This window comes from Rahnella rivi, assembly GCF_019049655.1.
GTDB classification, from domain to species: domain Bacteria; phylum Pseudomonadota; class Gammaproteobacteria; order Enterobacterales; family Enterobacteriaceae; genus Rahnella; species Rahnella rivi.
In genome coordinates this window covers 99,691-112,841 of record NZ_JAFMOX010000052.1, presented here as the reverse complement: position 1 = coordinate 112,841, position 13,151 = coordinate 99,691, and the positions used below count along the sequence as shown (strand labels likewise).

Sequence of the window (13,151 nt, the reverse complement as noted above, 5' to 3'; positions counted from 1 at the left end):
CGGTCCGGAATTAACCAACGCGATCGCAGGCTAAGAGTGATGTCTTAACGCTTTCTGATTTCGGTGATGTAGGTAATGGCGGCCCAATCGACAAAGTTCGGCACATCCCGGAAGGCTTCCTGACCAACCGGCGAGTCAAATGCAGCCACGGCATCTTCAATGGAGTCGAACCATAATTCAGAAAACCCATCTACCGGGGCATCAGGGTATTTTTCCCGATCGACGGGATTTAAAACGTAGCCCCGTAATCCCGGCAAACGCAGAGCAATTTCCGTGTGTACTTCATCCCAGTGCTTTACAAAGTCTTCAAAACTCTGTCCTTTTTTACGAATAAGAAAGCCCACATGCTTGAAGCCGTTTGAAGGTGTCATCGTGTTCTCCTGTGTGCAGTGTCCTGCAATTCATTGTTTGAAAAGGTGTTATTGATTAATCTGGTGCATCTGGACTCAATGCCATTTACATGACCATCAGCAGGTTAGTGCTGCCTGATGTGCCCGCGCATGGACATTTCACTGGCTGCGCCTCAGTTATGATCTTCAACATGGAAGGGATAGTCGGTATAGCCTTCTTCCCCCCCGCCGTAATAGGAACTTCGCCTGGCCATAGTCAGTGGCCAGCCCTTGCGGACCCGCTCAACAAAATCTGGATTGGCGATAAACGGACTGCCAAAAGCCGCAAGATCGGTCAGCCCATCGTCGATAAGTGCCGCGGCCTGAGCGGGAGTAAGGCCACCGGCGAGGATAAGCGTGCCACGCCATACCTTTCGGAAATCGCGCAACAGGCCGTTAAACATCACGGGCTCCTAGGCCATCAGGTGGACATAAGCTATCCCTCTGCGGCTAAGCTCCTTACCGATATAAAGATAGGTTTCTGAGGTATCGGCGTAAGGAGCCATGTCCTGAAGCTGATTACAGGGGGAAAGGCGCACGCCCGTCCGGCTTGTACCAATTTCATCTGAAATGGCGTCAACAATTTCCAGAAGAAGGCGCGTACGGCTTGCCAGGCTTCCGCCGCCATAGCCGTCATCGCGCGTATTCAGTACAGGATTAATGAATTGTTCAATGAGATAGCCATTGGCACCATGCACCTCCACGCCATCAAACCCCGCCGAAATGGCGTTGGCAGCGGCCTTGCGAAAATCAGCCACTATCAGCTTAATCTCTTCAGTCAGCAGGGCGCGGGGCAGGCTTGCAGTAACCGTTGCAGGTTCACCATTTTCATCCCAGGCAAAGGCGCTGCCACCCTGAACGGCGACGGCGCTGACAGGGGGCTGCCCTCCAGGCTGGAGGCTGGTATGAGATACCCGTCCAACATGCCAGAGCTGAGCAAATATTTTTCCTCCTTTCTTATGCACGGCCTGTGTGACGGGCAGCCAGGCTTCAACATGACTGTCGAGATAGATCCCCGGATTAAAGAGATAGCCAGTGCCTTCGCGAGAGACCGGTAAACCTTCAGAAATAATTAATCCGGCGCTGGCACGTTGTGCGTAATAAAGTGCCGTTAAGGCATCAGCATGCTCGTCCCGTGCGCGGGAGCGCGTCATGGGCGCCATGATAAAGCGGTTTTTCAGGGTGATATCGCCGAGCCTGTAGCCGGTAAATAGCTTTTTCATAGCCATCAGTTCCAGGCTTCAGCGATGAGCTGATGTGACCTGATCCTTGCATCGGCATCATGTATCCACGAATTCACCATAATTTCATCCGCACCGGTACGGCGGACCAGGTCATTCAGGCCGGTCCGGACGGTCTCTTTTGTGCCCCACACCGATTCACGCAGCTGAGTCAGTACGCGCTGAGCCTCTACCGGATGCCAGAGCGCATTCATATCGTCTACCGGCTTCGGTAATTTCACCTCAACGCCCCGCCCAAGATTTACAAACTTCTGCAGTTCGGTAGTCGCCAGATAGTCTGCTTCGCTCTGGTTTTCAGCGGCGACGACGTTGACGCAAATCATCACATACGGTTCGGCAAGCGATTCTGATGGGCGGAAGCCTGAACGATAGGTATCAATGGCAGCGAGCATGGCATCGGGCGCAAAGTGAGAGGCAAAAACAAGGGGCAAACCTTTCTGCGCCGCCAGCTGTGCACTGAAGGTACTCGAACCCAGCAGCCACAACGGAATATCGAGCCCCGCACCAGGCACGGCCGTAATACGCTGTCCGCGTTGTGCAGGCGCAAGAAAATGCTGTAGTTCATCCAGCATGTCGGGGAAGTCGAGTCCCTTGGCGCGGGTTTCACGGCGCAGCGCCTGCAATGTTTCCTGGTCAGTGCCCGGCGCACGGCCCAGTCCTAAATCAACGCGGCCCGGATACATAATCTCAAGGGTACCAAACTGCTCAGCGACAACAAGCGGTGCATGGTTTGGCAGCATAATGCCACCCGAGCCAATACGAATTTTTTCAGTTTTTGCGCCGATATGGCTGAGTATCACCGCCGTCGCCGCGCTGGCGATATCGACCATATTGTGATGCTCTGCCATCCAGAAACGGTGATACCCGGCTTTTTCGGCCGCCTGCGCCAGCCGCACGCTGTTGGTAATGGCGTCAGAAAGGGTATTGCCTTCGGTAATGGGTGCCAGGTCAAGCAGTGACAGGGGGATTGTTTTCTCTTTCATCATTATCTCCACATCGCCGGAACAGTCGTCCGGAGGTAAATTAATCATTTCGGAAATTACTATGATTGTTTTTACACGGATGATAAATCGGGTTTCGGTCGCATCTATGCGGACTTAGATTCTACAATCCTGTTTCTTCTTTAGGGGTATCTTTGATGTCTTACTCTGCGTCAACAAACCAAAACCACCTGCGACACGACACGACAGACAGACAAGGAAAAACCATGACTGAAGAGCAGATTTGGAAAGCCCGGTATTACTCGGCATGTGATATTGCCCATCGCTGGTTTGCTTTTTTTGAGGGACAAACAGAGGAGGTCAGCCGGCATCTGGATATTTTTACTCCGTACGTCAGGCTGGTTCATGCCGGCACGCATCTTCTGGCCGAGGGAAAAGACGGAATGGATAGCTGGTTGAAAAGCCTGCCATACGAAAAGGGCTCGCACTTTATCCGGCGCTTTGAATTTATTCCCGGCCAGGAAAACGAGGCAACCGTTAATATGGATATTGGCTACCAGAGGGTCGAAAGTGATTTGACGGTGGGAGGGGCACTTTCGGAATACCGGACAACGCTCTTATTCGGTGAGGGAGAGGACGCTTTTTTTACTTTCATGCAGAAAACTCCCGTATATCAAAACCCTGATAAGGTATTCCGTGAGTCATTCAGTGAAAACCGGGTACATTCGTTTATAGCCCGTTTCTTTCAGCTTATGCTGACCGCAAGGTCTGGGGCTGTTTCAACGATCGTTTCCGGGAAAGCCGATGAGAATACACGGCAGAATTTACCCGCATTTTTACGCAGTGCCGATCCCGACGGGATAAGTATTGAAGAGACAGACATTCTGGCGATGAAGAGCACCCTGTTACTTCCTGTAGATGGTATTGAACGGAGACTCTGCCTGGAACTGGCTGAAGAGGGAGGCCGCTACCTCGTCATTCGTCACGCAGACTGGTCCTGAAGCACTTAACGGAATATTCAACATGCGAAATACCGATCACCTGGGCGGAATTACCGCCTTTGTCACTACTGCACAGCAGGGAAGTTTTACCGCGGCGGCTGAGAGACTCGGGCTGACAAAATCAGCCGTTGGTAAAAGTGTGGGTCGCCTTGAAGCCAGGCTGGGACTTAAATTGTTTCTGCGATCCACGCGGCGTCTGAGCCTGACGCCGGATGGTGAGCGTTTCCTGATAAGTTGTCAAAATGCCATGGATATTCTTGAGCAGGCAGAAGCCGAGTTGACCTCTCATATCTGCCAGCCTTCAGGGCGGCTTCGGGTGGACTTACCCGCAGCCTTTGGCAGACAGCGTATTTTGCCGATCCTGCTGCAGATTACACGCCGTTATCCCGAACTCGCATTGACCGTCACTTTCAGCGAACGATTTGTCGACCTCATTGAGGAGGGTATTGACCTTGTCATCCGCATTGGTGAACTTGCCGACAGCAGTGGGCTGGTTGCCAGAAGGCTGACCACGCAGAAACTGGTTATCTGCGCTTCTCCTGACTATTTACTGTACGGTGGAGAACCCGTTTCATCTGAAGAACTGAGCCAGCATCAGTGTGTGGTGGGGTTTCGCCGGAATCAGCCGATCTCCTGGCTACTCAAAGAAAATGATGGTCAGATTTCGCGGTATACGCCGCCAGCGACCCATGAGTTTGCGGACGGAGATGCGATGTTATCGGCCACGCTGGCGGGCTGTGGGCTTTCACAACTGCCGTTATGGCTGGTTGGAAAATATCTTGAATCAGGGGAGCTGAAAGAGGTTCTGGTCGGACATTCCGGTGGAGAAATGCCCATCAGTGCGCTCTGGCCTAAAAACCGCCAACTGTTACCTAAAATTCGTTATGTTGTGGACACGTTGATAAAGGCAGCAGAAGACGGCTTACTTGACTGATGGGACGGCTATGCCGTTGTATCTGGCCAGAACGGATAATCGGTATAGCCTTCCTCAGCCCCACCATACATTGTTGCCCGGTTAACTTCATTCAGCGGCCAGTTGTTTTTCATCCGCTCTGTGAGGTCAGGATTGGCAATATAGGGTCTGCCAAAAGCAATGAGATCCGCTTTTCCTTCCTGCAGGTAAATTTCGGCTCGTTGCTTATCGAATCCCCCTGCAATAATGAGAGTGCCACTGTAGGCCTTTCGGAATTTCTCAATGAATCCTTCAGGAATAGCCTGTTCACCTAAAGTCTGTTGATCGCTCAGGTGAACATAGGCCAGCTGGCGTGTCGTGAGCTCTTCTGCCAGCGTCAGCCAGGTTTGTTCTTCACCGCTGAATGCATGCATATCAAACAGACGACCAAATGGCGCAAGTCGTATGCCGGTTTTTCCTCCACCGATCGCCCGTGATACAGCGTCAGTCACTTCAAGCACGAATCGCAGTCGGTTCTCAATTCTCTCACCACCGTATTCATCGCTGCGCGTGTTCAGAGCGCCATTAATAAACTGTTCAAGCAGATAGCCGTTTGCCGCGTGGATTTCGACGCCGTCAAAACCCGCTTCAATAGCATTTTCAGCGGCCTGTACATAATCCTGAATGACCAAACCGATCTCTTTGGCTGAAAGAGCGCGCGGGAATGAAACCGGAACAGGTCCAGCAATGCCATTTTCATCACGGGCATAACACGTCGAGTTTTCAGCCCTGACGGCAACTGAGCTGACGGGGGCGGCGCCATTCTTTTGCAGACTGACATGCGAAATTCGCCCAACATGCCAGAGCTGGATGAATATTTTGCCGCCTGCCTGATGAACAGCCTGAGTCGTTTTCTTCCATCCCTCTACCTGTGCAGCAGAGTAGATACCAGGCGTAAAAAGATACCCCTGCCCCTGAACGGAAATTTGAGAGCCTTCGCTGACGATAAGGCCTGCTGATGCGCGCTGACGATAATATTTAGCGGTGAGGTTATCGGCAATATCCCCTTCTCTGGCCCGGGAACGGGTCATCGGTGCCATGACAATACGGGTTTGAATTGTCGTGTCGCCGACGGTGTATGAAGTAAACAACTTTTCCATTACAGGCTCCTTTTAATCACTGAACTCCATAATGCGGTGCTGAAAGAGGGAATAAAACCCCCGTTCTGTTCCGAACAGAGGTTCCATAGATTCTACTTAGAGCAGCGATCCGTCTTTATTTTTTTCAGGCCATCTCTTCCTGAACCGGTACTGATTTAGTATCAGAGCGGTGTTTAATCAGAATGCTGACAAATGCCAGCAGAGTGAAGATCACGCTGCTCAGTACCACCGAGTGCGTCCCCAGGCGGGCGATAAACCATCCACCCGTCAGTGAACCGAGGGTAATTCCCAGATTGGAGAACGACATATAAAGGCTGTTGGCAAACTCGGGCGCTTCGCTGGCTTCACGCATCAGCCAGGTCTGACTGACCACCAGGCCGGATGAGTGGAATGCGCCCCAGAACACGGTCAGCAGGCACATCACCAACGGTGAAAAGCCAAAGAACCATACCAAAAGCAAAAGCAAGGTGAACAGCAGCGGGTAAACCAGAGTGGTTTTAACTACGTTCTTTTGCAGGAAACTGCTGAACACGAAGTTGCCAGCAAAACCACAGACACCAAAGAGGATTAGCATGGCGCTGATGTAATTGTTATTCAGGTGAGTAACGCGTGAAAGATAATCTGCAACATAGCTAAAGCTGGAAAACATTGCGGCGAAAATTAACGTTACCGTTGAGATGGTCAGCCACAGCTTACCGTTCCGCAGAACGGAAAGCTGGCTGGCAAAGGAAACCTTATGCAGGGTCGGCATTGATGGCATCAGGAACAGGACGCCCAGGAAGGCCAGCACGCACGCTGCAGCACCAAAGTAAAACGCTGCGGATAAAGAGAAATGCTCGGCAATCAGAGAGCTGAGGGGGACACCCAGCACCAGCCCAATGGCCACTCCGGCAAACACTTTTGCTGCAGCGCCTGCGGCTTTTTCTTTCGGTACGGAATTAGCGGCCACAACCAGCGCAACGGCAAAGAAGACGGCATGAGCCAGCGCAGGCAGAATGCGAAACACCAACATCAGGTTGAACACGTCAGTGGTGGCATAAATCAGGTTCGACACAATAAAGACGACAATAATGCTCAGCAGAACCGTTTTCTTGTTAAAGCCAGACAGCATCAGCGTGATAAAAGGCCCGGTAACGGCCACGATAATGGCATAGATGCTGACCAGAAAACCGACCTGGGTGGGCGTGACGTGGAGCTGAGAAACCAGTTTTGGCAGTAAGCCGATGATGGCAATTTCGGTGGTGATTACCCCGAAAACAGCCACAGACAGCGCCAGTAAAAGCAGAGTGCTTTTATTTTGCATGGAATACCCTTAGAAACATTGCAGATGAAATTCACAAAGTTAAATAGCGAAACGTAACTTTTATGCGTTGTTGCCCGGATGATTTTCCGGAGAAAGGATCATCGCTGAGTTTGATAAGGGGGGAAATACGTATTCAGGCGTTTCTATGTAGACATAAATTCTTCAATGCAACAGACCTGATCTTCGTTGGTTGGTATAACTGACCATGAGCAATGTCCGCTTCTGGCACGAAGCAGACATACTGATATGAATGGTCCGCTGTGAGCGAAAAGCTGAAGGTTAGCTCTCGCAGAAGACATATGCGCTTTTATATCCAACTAATCATAGTGGTCATAACTTTGTGAAGATTCTTTGGTGTATATATTTTTGGGTGTGAGCCCAGCTTTTTCATTGAACCCTTCCTGATATATTTTATCAGGCTGTTAGATCATGGCTATCTTCAAGCAGCTCGTATATTTCTTTGGAAGATAGCGGACTGGAAAGAAGTATGCTTATCCAGTGCTCTTTGTTCATGTGGTAAGCAGGAAAGATACCCTCTTTTTTACGCAATGAGCCGATGTGCTCCGGTCTGACTTTCACTTCTAGCACATCGACCTGATCTTCCGTCTATAGACCCAGCTTAGTGCCAGATACATTCATCACGATACCGAACCATTTCTTTCCGTCGTGATGCCTGAGTACTGCGGAGCCCGGCAGGTTGCTCCAGAGATATTCCGGTTCAGATTTAAAGTGTTCTCGTGCGTAGCTGTATAATGCATCTCTCTTCATCATAGTTTCCTTAACATCACTTACTTTATATTTTACTCTGGAAGTTATAATACCGCGTTCATGCCTATTTTAGTCATCCGCATTCTATTTAAGGTGAGTCCGAAAGCACTGGTGCGGGGCAGCTTAGGGCGAAAGCGGTTGTTAACCGCATCCGGATATAATCAGTTTGTCAGAAGCTCTCTGAATGTGGACGATTGGAATTACACGAACGCCTAGATTTAAAGTGCAGCAACAATGACGGCTTCCATTTTCTCCGGCGTAGTGATCGGTGCAAAACGCCTGAGGGGTTTGCCGTCGCGCCCGATCAGGAACTTAGTGAAGTTCCACTTGATCCGCCCACCCAGCACACCGGGTAATTCGTCTTTCAGGTAAAGAAACACCGGGTGCGTAGCCGGGCCGTTGACTTCCACTTTTTCGAATATCGGGAAACTCACGCCATAGTTGATGTGGCAGGTCTGCGCGATGTCGTCGGCACCGCCGGGTTCCTGATTACCGAACTGGTTACAGGGGAAACCAAGCACCACCAGCCCCTGGGCGGCGAACTTCTTGTAGAGCGATTCAAGGCCTGCGTACTGCGGCGTGAAGCCACAATGGCTGGCGGTATTCACCACCAGAACCAGCTTACCCGCATAGTCGGCCATAGAGATGGGCTGGCCACCCAGACTGGTGGCGGTGAGTTGATGAAAGGTGGTCATGTCGGGCTCCTCAGAGAAGATGTGCAAAGTCGAACAGAGGGTGACGCAATAAGTTGCTGTAATAACAGGCGACATGCGGCAGAAGCTCAGTCCGCAAAACCGATGCCTGCAGGGCATTTTAGCACTTTGTAGATCTCAGAAATAACCTGCGCCGTTGCGTCTTCGATGATTCCTTCATTACGGCATAACACCCAGCCCTGAGCTGCAACTTCTCGCTCGAACGCCCTGCTACAAGCGACATGCTCTTCCAGCTTATGAATGACAGTACTGCTTAGCCCACGCGTTCTGGCCGCGGCCCTGGCCCATGAAATGTCAGGCGCAGTAACCACCCCGATATGCAGGTCTGGCGTACGCACGTTTCGTTCAATATTAAGCTGTAAAATCTCTGCAAATGGAACCTTCCGGCGAAACGCGGCTTCCGACGGGTACCAGCGATCCATTAAGATAATGCTGTCCGGTGGCTGTTTAGGCAGCACATGCTCGGAAATCCAGGCACGGCTATCAGCAAAGCGCTCACAAACTTCCCGCTCCAATTCCAGGGAGGGATGTCTGGCGAGCCTGTTCACGAGGGCCATTGTTTCCCCCCTGTAAGGATCGCTTTTTTTCTCGCTAAGTCGGATCACCTTCTTGTTATCTGCCCTGAGCACTTTCGTCATGGCCTCCAGCAGTGTGGTTTTGCCGACTCCCTTGGGCCCGTCCAGAGAAATAAACAGCGGACGACTCATTGTGGAAATGACGTTTGACATAGGGTTTGCTTAACACTCAACTCTGGCAAAAGCATCTTATAACCTTCTCAGTAACAGCCGACCACCCTGTCGTTCGCAGCCGCTGTCTGTCGCGTCAGCATGATCCACCTACCCAAAACGGGTAAGTGAATCGATGACCAACTGATTAAGTAAGATAATGATTTAAATTGATTTTTAAGATCAATAGTGAACCAGGCCGCCGTCCACCGCATACTGGCTTCCGGTTACGTAGGACGCATCGTCTGAGAGCAGAAAAAGTGCCACGGCGGCAGCTTCATCAGCGGTACCGGCTCGCCTGAGAGGCACCTGGCTTACCACAAAATCTTCAAACTTTTGCCGCGACTCTTCGGACATGAAGTGCCTGAAATTCGTCTCGACAGGTCCCGGCACCAGCGTATTGGCGCGAATGTCGCGCGCGGCCAGTGAGGCGGCCCAGCTTTTTACCATGGCAACCACGGCGCCTTTGGTTGCAGCATATAAGCTGGTCATGGGCGCACCTTCGTAGACCGAAGACGATGCGGTGACCAACACGGATGCACCTGGGTTCAACATGTTGGAAAGTGATGCAAGCTGCAACATCGGCCCGCGTACATTGGCATTCATCATGCGGTTAAAGGCGTCGGCCGTAACGGATTCCGGTGCACCAATTTCTGCGTAACCCGCATTCAGCCACAATCCGTCGAGCTGCCCCCAGCCGCTGACTGCGGTAGCGAGCGCATCAATATCCGCCTCACTTGCCGCATCACTTTTCAGGATCAGCGCGGTGTCCGGCAACAGCGTGCGGGTTTGGGCCAGACGTTCGTCACTCAGCCCCGTGATGGCAACCTGTCCTCCCTCTTTCACAATTCGCAGCGCGCCTGCCAGCCCAATACCGCTGGTGCCACCCGTGATAAGTACACGTTTACCGTGAAATCTTCCCATCATTACGCTCCTTTGAACCTTTGAATCGGCATTTACCTTACGAAAGATAACCGTAGTCGTCATCTGTTTAATCATGTGGAAGTGACACGAATGGATGCCCTGCGCAGATCGATTCTGGCAGTACAATTTTTCCATCGGATGATAAGGTGAGATTTCCCTAAATCTTCCGGGCAGGAAAGAAAGTGAACATTTCAGAGAAACATGAGTGGCAGAAGGATATGTACCTGGTAAGCACAGACACAGAGAAATTGGATGTAGAGGCTATACACCGGTATCTGACCAGATCTACCTGGGCTAAAGGTATTGGTCTGGATATTGTCTCTGCATCAATAGAAAACAGCCTTAACTTTGGCGTTTATCATAATGAAATCCAGATAGGTTTCGCTCGTCTGATAACGGACTATGCGACATTCGCCTACCTTTGCGATGTCTATGTGCTTGAAGAATATCAGGGAGAAGGCCTTGGAAGATGGGTGATGGAATGCATACACCTTCACCCTGTGTTTGAAAAGCTACGCAGAATAATGTTGTTCACAACAACAGCTCCCTGGCTTTATGAAAAGCTTGGGTATGAGCCCGTAAATCGCGAAAACTATGCATGGACCATTACCCGGCCTGATATTTATACCCATGACAACAAACCGGGCTGACAAACACTCACCTTCCGCTCCCGGTTGACTTATTTACGCCTGTTTTTGCAAGGGCTGCATGGGCACGAAGCAGCCAGAGGCGAAACTAAGGGCTGCTTTGAGTGAAATGCGGAAGAGTAGTATTCAGCTATTTTCTTGGCTTCTTTTTTCAGGAAAATTACCATGTAGCATAACTTCTGTTATCTCAACCACTTCTCCGGGTGTATTGATCATATGCGTAAATTACAAAAAACTAATTGCAGCCGAATATACCAATCCTCCACCTCAATCCAGTCTCCCTTCGACAGCGATACCTCGTATTGCTTCAAAATGTCGAATTGATGAAGTTGCAGATGCACATATCCTTATAAAGCAGCTCAAAGCTGAGTTGGTCACAGTTCCTGATTGTGATGGAGATACACAGGATGACATCTGGAAGGCTATCGAACTGTTCAGAGCCATCTTGGCGAAGGTAAAATAATAAATTATCCTGACGAACGCCCCTGGCACGAAGCAAACATGAGGGGGTAAATGGTCCGCTTTGAGCGATTAGCGGCCGGTAGAGAAAAGATTATCACTAGAGTGAGTGCTGGTTAAGGTAATCCCTTGAACAATTTAGCTTGGCGCGGAAAGTATAGTTATAAATAACGAAGTTGCTCAGTGATCTTCATCGCACAAATTTCTTTGTTTTGTTTGTCGTTAGCATTTAGAATCCCCGAGTAAGCCATTTGTTTTAAATAGAATATGGGGTAATAATGAAACATGATAAAAGTCTTAAAACTGAAAGACATCATTGGTGGCCACAAACAATTTCTAAACACTGGGGGAACTCAAGAGGCTTCATTAATAGATTGAATGCAAAGGGAGAAAGCACCGAAGTAAAACCAAAATCCTTAGCTGTAATAAAAAATGGTCATATAATTAAACTCAGCGATAATCCAGAAAAAAGGTCGAGTTTCGATCAAAATTTTGAATTTTTTTTTGATAAAGCAGACTATAATTCAAACGTAATAATAAATTTATTATCAGAGATTCGGATTAAGCACTTTCAATGTGAGAGTGAAAGCTCTACAAAATCTAATATCTGTTCGTCAGAAGAACATGAATTACTCATAGAAATAATTGTTTCACTAGCAGTAAGAAGCCCAATGTATAGGGATGGATGTATAGCCATTGCTGAAAAAATTAGGGGAGAGATACGGGCGCTAGAGAAGGATAGGTTGATCGCTATCAATATGAGAGATGCGCTTAAAAATATTACAAATCATATAAAAAACGAAGCATCAATTTACCTTCTTCTAAGTAAAGAAAAAGAGTTTATCTTTGGTGATGGATTTTATCATGACATTCCAACAGTTACTATACCAAATAGATCACCGACATTAGTATGTCCACTTACACCTCATATATGTGTCATTATCGATGCAAAAGAAAGAAAAAAAGATGATTCGTTAATATCAGTAGCAGTAAATGAGGAAGAGGTAAAAATCTGTAACGACACCGTTCAGGTATATTCAAAAAATGAAATATTTTATAGGGAGGATAAGCCAATATTATCTGAGCATTTTAAAGATAATATAAGAAAAGAATATTACCATTATGACAACCCACTATTAAAGTTACTTGAAAAAATCAAGGCGCAAAATCGTTCAAGTTAGTGAGATAAATGGTTTCGTAAGCATACATCAAGTACAACTAGCCGCCAACGGCAACTCTTGGTACAGGGCTGAGTTTGCAGCCCTGACAACCTTAGACTTCAATCGATTCAGGGATCTCTAGCGCATCATCGACTTCAATGCCCAGATAACGGACTGTGCTTTCCAGTTTCCTATGGCCCAACAGAAGTTGGATCACCCGGTGATTATAAGTTTTCTTGTAGATCAGGTAATGTTTTGTTCTTCTCATGGAATGTGTCCTGTACAGTGAATCGTCGAGGCCAAGCTTTGCTACCCACCCATGAAAAATTCGGTTATATTGCCGCGTTGATATGTGCTGGTCAGTACCTACCAAAGATCGGAACAAGAAGTATTTACTGTGCAAATTACCAAGGTTTATCAATGTAGTAATAGCTTCTCTCGTCCCTTGGGTTATCTCAAATTGCACAGGGTACCCGGTTTTCTGCTTCAACACCGTTGCTCTGCTTGAAACAGAGCTATCATATACAACATCAGATACTTTAAGTTTTACCAGATCACAGCCTCGTAACTTACTGTCCAGAGCCATATTGAACAGAGCCAAATCGCGCGTCTGACCTTCCAGTTCAAGCCTGATTAGGAGCCCCAGATATGAGATATCTGAAGTGGTCTTTTTTGACCGACGATACGGCCTTTGTTCCACGGTGACGTGTTCATGCTCAAATCTCCTGCAATGTGGGAGATTTGAGTATGGTCGTCCCTTATGAGCCAGGAGCGGACTAAATGCTTATCTCAGCGGTCAAACAATATTTTTCTTTGACCGTTCTCTTT

At 48.9% G+C, this 13,151-nt stretch carries 12 protein-coding genes and 3 pseudogenes; 5 read left to right on the top strand and 10 right to left on the bottom strand.

Annotated features, from left to right (window positions below):
• Positions 1-44: 44 nt before the first annotated feature.
• From J1779_RS07250 to J1779_RS07240, 3 genes and pseudogenes are all read right to left on the bottom strand, one after another.
• On the bottom strand, positions 45-371 hold the full coding sequence (locus J1779_RS07250) for an EthD family reductase (protein WP_053142517.1): 327 nt from the start codon (positions 369-371) through the stop codon (positions 45-47).
• Positions 372-523: 152 nt separating this feature from the next.
• Positions 524-1,612, bottom strand: a pseudogene (locus J1779_RS07245) (alkene reductase).
• Positions 1,613-1,617: 5 nt separating this feature from the next.
• Positions 1,618-2,613 carry an LLM class flavin-dependent oxidoreductase gene (locus J1779_RS07240; RefSeq protein ID WP_041692051.1) on the bottom strand — a complete coding sequence of 332 codons (996 nt, stop codon included), beginning with the start codon at positions 2,611-2,613 and terminating at the stop codon, positions 1,618-1,620.
• Between the two features lie 224 nt (positions 2,614-2,837).
• On the opposite strand from J1779_RS07240, the gene J1779_RS07235 reads away from it, so the two are divergent.
• Positions 2,838-3,572 (top strand): hypothetical protein, encoded by a 735-nt coding sequence (locus J1779_RS07235; RefSeq protein ID WP_053142520.1) that lies wholly within the window; start codon positions 2,838-2,840, stop codon positions 3,570-3,572.
• A gap of 22 nt (positions 3,573-3,594) precedes the next feature.
• Positions 3,595-4,506, top strand: coding sequence for a LysR family transcriptional regulator (locus J1779_RS07230; RefSeq protein WP_217203313.1), 912 nt, complete (start codon positions 3,595-3,597; stop codon positions 4,504-4,506).
• An 8-nt stretch (positions 4,507-4,514) separates the two neighbouring features.
• On the opposite strand, the gene J1779_RS07225 is transcribed toward J1779_RS07230, so the two are convergent.
• The 6 genes and pseudogenes from J1779_RS07225 to J1779_RS07200 all read right to left on the bottom strand — a co-directional run bounded on the left by J1779_RS07225 (position 4,515) and on the right by J1779_RS07200 (position 10,057).
• The gene (locus J1779_RS07225; protein ID WP_217203311.1) at positions 4,515-5,624 is read right to left on the bottom strand and encodes an alkene reductase; all 1,110 of its coding nucleotides are present in this window, start codon (positions 5,622-5,624) and stop codon (positions 4,515-4,517) included.
• A gap of 124 nt (positions 5,625-5,748) precedes the next feature.
• Positions 5,749-6,927 carry an MFS transporter gene (locus J1779_RS07220; protein ID WP_217203309.1) on the bottom strand — a complete coding sequence of 393 codons (1,179 nt, stop codon included), beginning with the start codon at positions 6,925-6,927 and terminating at the stop codon, positions 5,749-5,751.
• Positions 6,928-7,341: 414 nt separating this feature from the next.
• Positions 7,342-7,695, bottom strand: a pseudogene (locus J1779_RS07215) (MmcQ/YjbR family DNA-binding protein).
• A gap of 218 nt (positions 7,696-7,913) precedes the next feature.
• Positions 7,914-8,390, bottom strand: a complete 477-nt coding sequence (locus tag J1779_RS07210) for a glutathione peroxidase (protein WP_217203307.1) — start codon at positions 8,388-8,390, stop codon at positions 7,914-7,916.
• 86 nt (positions 8,391-8,476) lie between these two features.
• Positions 8,477-9,115: a dTMP kinase gene (locus tag J1779_RS07205; protein ID WP_217203339.1), complete on the bottom strand. Its 639-nt coding sequence runs from the start codon at positions 9,113-9,115 to the stop codon at positions 8,477-8,479.
• 201 nt (positions 9,116-9,316) lie between these two features.
• The gene (locus tag J1779_RS07200; protein WP_122095561.1) at positions 9,317-10,057 is read right to left on the bottom strand and encodes an SDR family oxidoreductase; all 741 of its coding nucleotides are present in this window, start codon (positions 10,055-10,057) and stop codon (positions 9,317-9,319) included.
• A gap of 182 nt (positions 10,058-10,239) precedes the next feature.
• Here J1779_RS07200 and J1779_RS07195 point away from each other — a divergent pair, with 182 nt between their 5' ends.
• The 3 genes from J1779_RS07195 (at position 10,240) to J1779_RS07185 (ending at position 12,344) form a co-directional block, all read left to right on the top strand.
• Positions 10,240-10,707: a GNAT family N-acetyltransferase gene (locus tag J1779_RS07195; RefSeq protein WP_217203306.1), complete on the top strand. Its 468-nt coding sequence runs from the start codon at positions 10,240-10,242 to the stop codon at positions 10,705-10,707.
• Positions 10,708-10,765: 58 nt separating this feature from the next.
• The gene (locus tag J1779_RS07190) at positions 10,766-11,167 is read left to right on the top strand and encodes a hypothetical protein (RefSeq protein ID WP_217203304.1); all 402 of its coding nucleotides are present in this window, start codon (positions 10,766-10,768) and stop codon (positions 11,165-11,167) included.
• A 274-nt stretch (positions 11,168-11,441) separates the two neighbouring features.
• A complete protein-coding gene (locus J1779_RS07185) occupies positions 11,442-12,344 on the top strand; it encodes a DUF4238 domain-containing protein (RefSeq protein WP_217203302.1) in 903 nt (300 codons plus the stop codon).
• A gap of 91 nt (positions 12,345-12,435) precedes the next feature.
• Here the strand turns inward: J1779_RS07185 and J1779_RS07180 are convergent.
• Positions 12,436-13,037: pseudogene (locus J1779_RS07180) on the bottom strand (tyrosine-type recombinase/integrase).
• Between the last annotated feature and the right edge of the window lie 114 nt (positions 13,038-13,151).

Excerpts from the sequence above, each read along its gene's own strand:
- J1779_RS07250 (WP_053142517.1), bottom strand. The coding sequence starts at position 371 with ATGACACCTTCAAACGGCTTCAAGCATGTGGGCTTTCTTATTCGTAAA.
- J1779_RS07240 (WP_041692051.1), bottom strand. The coding sequence starts at position 2,613 with ATGAAAGAGAAAACAATCCCCCTGTCACTGCTTGACCTGGCACCCATT.
- J1779_RS07235 (WP_053142520.1), top strand. The coding sequence starts at position 2,838 with ATGACTGAAGAGCAGATTTGGAAAGCCCGGTATTACTCGGCATGTGAT.
- J1779_RS07230 (WP_217203313.1), top strand. The coding sequence starts at position 3,595 with ATGCGAAATACCGATCACCTGGGCGGAATTACCGCCTTTGTCACTACT.
- J1779_RS07225 (WP_217203311.1), bottom strand. The coding sequence starts at position 5,624 with ATGGAAAAGTTGTTTACTTCATACACCGTCGGCGACACGACAATTCAA.
- J1779_RS07220 (WP_217203309.1), bottom strand. The coding sequence starts at position 6,927 with ATGCAAAATAAAAGCACTCTGCTTTTACTGGCGCTGTCTGTGGCTGTT.
- J1779_RS07210 (WP_217203307.1), bottom strand. The coding sequence starts at position 8,390 with ATGACCACCTTTCATCAACTCACCGCCACCAGTCTGGGTGGCCAGCCC.
- J1779_RS07205 (WP_217203339.1), bottom strand. The coding sequence starts at position 9,115 with ATGAGTCGTCCGCTGTTTATTTCTCTGGACGGGCCCAAGGGAGTCGGC.
- J1779_RS07200 (WP_122095561.1), bottom strand. The coding sequence starts at position 10,057 with ATGGGAAGATTTCACGGTAAACGTGTACTTATCACGGGTGGCACCAGC.
- J1779_RS07190 (WP_217203304.1), top strand. The coding sequence starts at position 10,766 with ATGGGCACGAAGCAGCCAGAGGCGAAACTAAGGGCTGCTTTGAGTGAA.
- J1779_RS07185 (WP_217203302.1), top strand. The coding sequence starts at position 11,442 with ATGAAACATGATAAAAGTCTTAAAACTGAAAGACATCATTGGTGGCCA.